The 6379-nt window shown below is 75.5% G+C and carries 4 protein-coding genes and 1 pseudogene; 3 read left to right on the forward strand and 2 right to left on the reverse strand.

Going from position 1 to position 6379, the window contains the following annotated elements; all coding sequences use genetic code 11:
* The first annotated feature begins 188 nt into the window (after window positions 1-188).
* Complete coding sequence (locus LPA42_RS23240; RefSeq protein WP_077936608.1) at window positions 189-1469, forward strand: hypothetical protein; 1281 nt, start codon at window positions 189-191, stop codon at window positions 1467-1469.
* Window positions 1470-1694: 225 nt separating this feature from the next.
* On the opposite strand, the gene recG is transcribed toward LPA42_RS23240, so the two are convergent.
* Together recG and LPA42_RS23250 are read right to left on the reverse strand one after the other, a co-directional pair.
* Complete coding sequence (gene recG / locus LPA42_RS23245) at window positions 1695-3920, reverse strand: ATP-dependent DNA helicase RecG (protein ID WP_077936607.1); 2226 nt, start codon at window positions 3918-3920, stop codon at window positions 1695-1697.
* Window positions 3917-5566: a DAK2 domain-containing protein gene (locus LPA42_RS23250; RefSeq protein ID WP_077936606.1), complete on the reverse strand. Its 1650-nt coding sequence runs from the start codon at window positions 5564-5566 to the stop codon at window positions 3917-3919. Before LPA42_RS23250 ends, recG begins: the two co-directional genes overlap by 4 nt.
* A 221-nt stretch (window positions 5567-5787) precedes the next feature.
* Between LPA42_RS23250 and rpmB the strand changes: the two genes are divergently transcribed.
* Both rpmB and LPA42_RS23260 read left to right on the forward strand, forming a co-directional pair.
* Window positions 5788-5979 (forward strand): 50S ribosomal protein L28, encoded by a 192-nt coding sequence (gene rpmB / locus LPA42_RS23255; RefSeq protein WP_007075181.1) that lies wholly within the window; start codon window positions 5788-5790, stop codon window positions 5977-5979.
* A gap of 92 nt (window positions 5980-6071) precedes the next feature.
* Window positions 6072-6379, forward strand: a pseudogene (locus LPA42_RS23260) (biotin carboxylase); the annotation flags it as partial.

The following is a 6379-nucleotide window of genomic DNA, read 5'->3' on the forward strand; positions in this document are numbered from 1 at the left end:
TCACCCTTAGGGCTATCTGAGCGCTGTAACGGTCGGCGCGTTCTCGCTAGGGTCTGCCGGGTGCCGGCTGCGCTCCGCCGGCCCACCCGGCGCCGGGAGGCGTCGTCGCGGGCGCGCCTCACCGGCCGCGACCGCTGACCGCCGTTGCCCGCGCCGCGCCCTGACGTTTCTTCACCCCGGGAGTACGCGTGATCCGTCCCAAGCTGTCGCCACGGCGGCCGCTCGTCGTGGCCGCCGCCGCCCTGGCCGGCCTCGCCACGGCGTTCGCGGCCTCGTCGCCGGCCCTGGCGACCAGCCCTTCGCCGTCGGCGTCGGCGACCGCCACGGCGTCGCCCAGTCCGACCGTCACGCCGACCTCGCCCGCCCCGGAGGGGCCGGCCTGCGTCAGCGCGGCCGACGCCCGCTACACGCACACCTTCAAGGGCAAGCGCGGCGAGGCCAGCATCACGCTGGTCAACGGCCCGCTCTGCGAGGGCCAGGAGCAGTCCTTCGCGCTGGTGTCCTACGTCGCCCCGTCGGCGAAGGTCGCCTTCCCCCAGTACGTGCTGGACAAGTCGGTCAAGAAGTTCACCGGCGTCGGCGCGGGCGAGCTGGGCGTGGCCACCCTCGACTTCAAGGTCGAGGTTCCGCAGTGCTACACCCAGGTCGACTTCGTCTTCGGTGACGAGATCATCGACCCGCTCACCGACAACGGCTCGCGGTACGGCCACCGCAAGGTCGGCAGCCCCAAGGCCCCCGGCTCCCAGTCGACGGGCAAGCCCCAGGAGGCCTGGTACAACGGCGGTTCCGAGACCTGCAGCCCCGCCCCCGAGGTCATCGCCGAGTCCGACTGCGAGGGCAACGTCGAGCTGACCCTGGTCAACCGCAGCGGCAACGCGGCGGCGGCGTTCACCATCACCGGCAGCGGCGGCTACACCGAGACCGTCTCCGTGCCGATGCGCAAGATCGAGACCCGCAAGCTGAACCCCGGCCAGGCGCAGGAACTCAAGGTCACCGCCCCCGGCATGGAGGACTTCACCGGCGGCTGGGCCAAGCCCGAGGACTGCCAGGAGCCCGAGGTCGGCGAGCCCGACGGCGGCTACGAGTCGACCTGCGACGAGCTGATCTTCCGGATCGCCAACCCGGAGAACGGCGCGACCCTCACCTCGACCTTCACCCCGAGCACCGGCGAGCCGAAGACCGTCACGGTCGAGGCCGGCCGCGACGTCACCGTCACCTTCCCGGCGAGCCCGGGCCTGACCGTGACCGTCACCGGTGACCTCGCCTCCGGCGAGGCGATCAAGTGGGAGCAGCCGAAGGACTGCGAGGACGGCGAGGAGGGCGGCTCCGGCGGCGGCGACCAGGAGGGTGGCCTCCCCGTGACCGGCGCGGCGGCCGGCGGCATCGCCGCCGGCGCGGTGGCCCTGCTCGCGGTCGGCGCGGTGCTCTTCGTGATGGCCCGTCGTCGGCGGATCCGCTTCACCGCCTGATCGGGCCACGGCCTGAACTGATCTGACGCACCTGCGAGGGCGCGTCGACCACCCGGTCGGCGCGCCCTCGCCGTGTGTCTGGTGACGGTCGGCGGGTGGCGGGTGCCTCGCGTCTGGGTGGCGGGTGGCGGGCTGTCATGTCGGCGATATGGCGGTATCCGGGCCCCGCTGATACCGCCATGTCGCCGACATGGAGTCGATCATCGGCCTGGGACCAACGCGAAGTCAGCCCTTTTCCAGGTACTCCGCGCGTTCGGCGTCGACCAGGGCGGCCACCGAGGCGGCCAGCGCAGGATGGCGGGCCAGCTCCGGGTCGTCCTCCACCAGCGCGATCGCCTCGGCGCGGGCGTCGCGGATCAGGTCGGTGTCGCGCAGCAGGGACAGCAGCCGCAGGTGCGAGCGCCGGCCGGACTGGGTCGCCCCGAGCACGTCGCCCTCGCGGCGCTGCTCCAGGTCGAGCTCGGCGAGCTTGAAGCCGTCCGTGGTGGACGCCACCGCGTCGAGGCGTTCCCGGGCCGACGAGCCCTCGGCCGCCTCGGTGACCAGCAGGCAGAGCCCCGCCGCCGAGCCCCGACCCACCCGGCCGCGCAGCTGGTGCAGCTGGGAGACGCCGAACCGGTCGGCGTCCAGCACGATCATCACGGTGGCGTTGGGGACGTTGACGCCGACCTCGATGACGGTCGTGGCGACCAGCACGTCCAGCTCGCCGTCGGCGAAGGCGCGCATCACGGCGTCCTTCTCGTCGGCGGGCAGCCGCCCGTGCAGGATCCCGATCCGCAGCCCGTGCAGCGGCCCCTCGGCGAGCAGCGGGGCGACCTCGGTCACCGCGAGCGGGGGCCGCCGGCCGTTGTCGTCCTCCCGGGGCGGCTCCTCCTCCGACCCGGACCCCGAGCCACCCGACCCCGCATCCCCGATCCGGGGGCACACCACGTACGCCTGGTGGCCGGCGGCGACCTCCTCGCGCACCCGGCGCCAGGCCCGGTCGAGGAACGCCGGTTTCTCGGCGGCCGGCACCACGTGCGAGGCGATCGGCGAGCGCCCCTGCGGGAGCTGGGTGAGCGCGGAGACCTCCAGGTCGCCGTAGACGGTCATCGCCACGGTGCGCGGGATCGGCGTCGCGGTCATCACCAGCACGTGCGGCGGCTGCTCCGCCTTGGCGCGCAGCGCGTCGCGCTGCTCCACGCCGAACCGGTGCTGCTCGTCGACCACGACGAGGCCCAGGTCGGCGAAGTCGACGCCTTCGTAGAGCAGGGCGTGGGTGCCGAGCACGATGCCGGCCCGGCCGGCGGCGACCTCGGCGAGGGCCCGGCGGCGGGCCGCCGCGCCCAGCGAGCCGGTGACCAGCTCCACCGAGGTGGCCCCGTCGGCGGCGCCCAGCTCTCCCGCCCGGGCGAGCGGGCCGAGCAGGTCGAGGATGCCCCGGTGGTGCTGGGCGGCGAGCACCTCGGTCGGGGCGAGCAGGGCGGCCTGGCCCCCGGCGTCGACCACCTGGAGCATCGCCCGCAGCGCCACCACCGTCTTGCCCGAGCCGACCTCGCCCTGCAACAGGCGGTGCATCGGGTGGGCGGTGGACAGGTCGGCGGCGATCTCCGCGCCGACGGCCCGCTGGCCGCCGGTCAGCTCGTACGGCAGCCGGGCGTCGAACGCGTCGAGCAGCCCGCCGGGGCGCGGCGGCCGGGATCGGGCCGGCCAGGCGGCGGCCCGGTGCTTGCGCTGCACGAGGGTGAGCTGCACGGCGAACGCCTCGTCCCACTTGAGCCGGCGGCGGGCCCGGTAGAGGGCCTCCTTGCTCGACGGCCGGTGGATCTCGCGCAGGGCGGTGCCGAGGTCGATCAGGTTGCGGGTGGCCCGGACGGTGGCGGGCTGCGGGTCCTCCGGCGGGGTGAAGGTGTCCAGCACCACGCGCACGCAGCGGGCGATCACCCAGGTCGGCACCGCCGCGGCGGCCGGGTAGACCGGGATCAGGGCCCCGGCGAACTCCTCGACCTCCTCGTTGGCGGCGGCCTCGCCGTCGCCGCCCTCGCCGAGCAGCACGTATTCCGGGCCGTTGAGCTGGCGCTTGCCCCGGAACTCGGTGACCTTGCCGGCGAACAGCCCCCACCGGCCGGGGCGCAGCTCCCGCTCCCGCCACGCCTGGTTGCCGAAGAAGGTGCAGGTGAGCACCCCGCCGGAGTCGTCGCCGACGGTGACCTCCAGCAGCTTGCCCCGGCGCTGGCGCATCGGCCGCACGTCGGTGCGCCGCACCTGGGCCAGCACGGTGACCTGCTCGCCGACGTCGAGCGACCGGATGTCGGTGTGTTCGCCGCGCTCGTCGTAGCGGCGGGGGAAGTGGTGGACCAGGTCGCCGGCGGTGTGCAGGTCGAGGTGGGCGGCCAGGGCCTTGGCCGTCTTCTCCCCGACCAGCTTCTTCAGCGGCGTGTCGACCGTGGCCGGCTCGGACGTCGTCGTCATTCGACCCCCACCAGGAGCGGATAGTGCGGCTGGCCCCCCGCGTAGGCCTGGACCTCCACGAACGGCCAGCGCCGCGCGACGTGCTCGGCGACGGCGTCGGCCAGACCCTCGGGGGCGTCCGCGCCGGAGAGCAGGGTGACCAACTCCCCGCCGCCGCCGAGCATGCGGTCGACCACGGCGGTGCAGGTGTCGGCGAGGTCGGCCCCGATCAGGTGCACCTCGCCCTCGACGAGGGCCAGCACGTCGCCGGGGCGGCACGGGCCGGCGACGGTGAGCGCCTCGCGGCTGGCCCAGCAGACCTCGGCGTAGCGGCACGCCCCCGCCGCCTCGGCCATCGCGATCACGTCGTCGGCGAAGCGGCGCTGCGGGTCGCGCACGGCGAGCGCGGCCAGCGCCTGCACCGGCGACCGGGTCGGCACCACGCTGACCCGCACCCCCAGCGCGTGTGCCTCCCGCGCGGCGGCGTTGGCGACGGCCTGGGCGTTCGGGTCGTTGGGCAGCACCACCACCCGGGCCGCGGCCGTGGCGCGGATCGCGTCGAGCAACTCACCGGTGGACGGGTTGCCCGGCACCACCGTCGCCCCCTCGCCCGTGAACAGCTCGGCGATGCCCGCCCCGGAGGCGACCACCACTGCCGCCCGGCCGTCGCCCGCCGGTGCCGCCGTGCCGTGGGCCGCGACGGCGTCGGCCGGGGCGGCGGGCGGCTGGTCGGCGAAGCGGGTCACCGAGATCCGGTGCGGCCGGCCGGCCTCCACCCCCGCCTCGACCGCCGCGCCGACGTCGTTGACGTGCACGTGCACGTTCCAGGTGGCCGACGCCGCGTCGGTGGCCCCGTCGCCGACCACGACCAGCGAGTCGCCGAGCCCGGCGAGGGTCTGCCGCATCCGGGCCACCGCGTCGGCCTCGGCGTCGAGCAGGAACTGCACCTCGTACGCGTAGTCCGTCGAGCCGGTCTCGCGGGCGGCCGTGGCCGGCGGGCGGACCGGGCGGGGCGCGGGGGCGGGCCGGCGCGGGCTCTCGCCCGTCACCACCTCGACCAGCGCGTCGAGCAGCAGGCAGAGCCCCCGGCCGCCGGCGTCGACCACGCCCGCGCGGGCGAGCGCCGGCAACTGCTCTGGCGTGCGGGCCAGCGCCTCGGCCGCCGCGCCGGCCGCCACCCGGACGACGGTGGGCAGGTCGTCGCTGTCGGCCGAGCCGGCCGCGCGGGCCGCCGCCGCGACCACGCTGAGCACGGTGCCCTCGACGGGCTGGGCGACGGCGGAGTAGGCGGCGGCGGTGGCGTCGCCCAGCGCGGCGGCGAACTGCCGGCCCCGCACCGCCGGGGCGGCGGCCAGGGTGTCGGCGAGGCCGCGCAGGATCTGCGACAGGATGACCCCGGAGTTGCCCCGGGCGCCCAGCAGCGCGCCGCGCGCCATCAGCCGCAGCGCGTGCCCGTGCGCGGTGGACCCGCCGTCGGGCAGGGTGGCCAGGTCCATCGCGAGCGCCTGCTGGGCCGAGGTGAGGGTGAGCACCAGGTTGGTGCCGGTGTCGCCGTCGGGGACCGGGTAGACGTTGAGGTCGTCGATCTCGCCCTGGTGCCGGCGCAGCGCGGCCAGCCCGCCCGCGCACCAGCGGCGCACCGCGGCGGCGTCGAGGGTGTCCAGCACGTCGGGAAGCCTACTGGCGCGCACCGACACCCGCCGGGGGCGACGCCACGATGTCGGCGACCTGGCGGGCGGCATCGCGGCGACCGGCGCCGGAAGTGCCCCCGCCCCGGCGTCACCAGGGGCCCGGTTGGGCGGCGACGGGGGGATCGGGTAACCTGGCCAGGTTGCCCGGGCTGCGCCTGGCGGCGACCTCATGAACGTATCAATCCCAGGAGTATCCCGTGGCTAGCGTGTGCGACGTCTGTGGCAAGGGGCCGGGCTTCGGCCACAACGTGTCCCACTCGCACCGGCGGACCAACCGCCGCTGGAACCCGAACATCCAGTCGGTGCGCACCCCGGCCGGTGGCGGCACCACCAAGAAGTTGAAGGTCTGCACCTCCTGCATCAAGGCCGGCAAGGTCACCCGCGCCTGACGCGGTAGCGCCGACCCACCCATCGTCGACAAGCCGGCGGGCCCGAGGGCCCGCCGGCTTGTGGCGTCCGCGTACGCAGCACGGAGGCACCGTTGGACCTGGACCTGGGCCCCGCCGAGATGATCGTCGTCGGGGCCTCGCTGGGCACCCTGCGTTGGTTCGACGAGGAACTGCCGGCGGGCAGCGTGGTCGTCGTCGAGGAGCCCGACGTGATCAGCCGGCGTGGCATCGACGAGCTGGTCGGGCGGCTGTCCGTCCTGGCTCGGGTCGTGCCGGCCGAATACCAGACGGGCTTCGACGCGGACGCGCTGCTGGCCCGCGAGCCCGATCTGGCCAGGGCCCGCCTCGTCATGCCGGGCCTGGAGTACGCCGTGGGCGCAGCCGCCCGCCTCGCCGCCCG

Source organism: Micromonospora sp. DH13, from assembly GCF_020873825.1.
GTDB lineage: Bacteria > Actinomycetota > Actinomycetes > Mycobacteriales > Micromonosporaceae > Micromonospora > Micromonospora haikouensis.

Excerpts from the sequence above, each read along its gene's own strand:
- recG (WP_077936607.1), bottom strand. The coding sequence starts at position 3,920 with ATGACGACGACGTCCGAGCCGGCCACGGTCGACACGCCGCTGAAGAAG.